Origin of the sequence: Flagellimonas flava (assembly GCF_050617915.1) — a bacterium.
Classification (GTDB): Bacteria; Bacteroidota; Bacteroidia; order Flavobacteriales; family Flavobacteriaceae; genus Flagellimonas; species Flagellimonas flava_A.
The window spans coordinates 1-315 of sequence record NZ_JBODQE010000034.1; the positions used below are offsets into that span (position 1 = coordinate 1).

1 protein-coding gene is annotated in these 315 nt (G+C 38.1%); it reads right to left on the bottom strand.

Translation table 11 applies throughout. The features are described from left to right. Positions 1-216: 216 nt before the first annotated feature. Positions 217-315 carry a T9SS type B sorting domain-containing protein gene (locus ACRHOZ_RS20870; protein ID WP_431130185.1) on the bottom strand — a complete coding sequence of 33 codons (99 nt, stop codon included), beginning with the start codon at positions 313-315 and terminating at the stop codon, positions 217-219.

The window sequence follows — 315 nt, forward strand, 5'->3', positions numbered from 1 at the left end:
CTAAAACATGCTTTTTTGGAGTTATAGAGGTTATTATAGAATAACCCTATAGCCCCAAAAAAGCATGTTTTAGTATGCTTCAACGGAAAAATTGTACAGTTAATGGATAAAATGCAATCCTGACTATCTTCTCAATGAAAAATGGCTTTGTAAATGTTTGGCATATATGCGATTACCGTCGGAGTCCAGATAGGACAATTTAAACCAATAATCGGTTCAAGGCAGCGGCATTCCTTCGAAACTTCCATCCCATCCTGGGCTAAACTCAGTCATTTCCCAAAGCAGTTTTCCATAGCGGTCATAGATACTTACCAC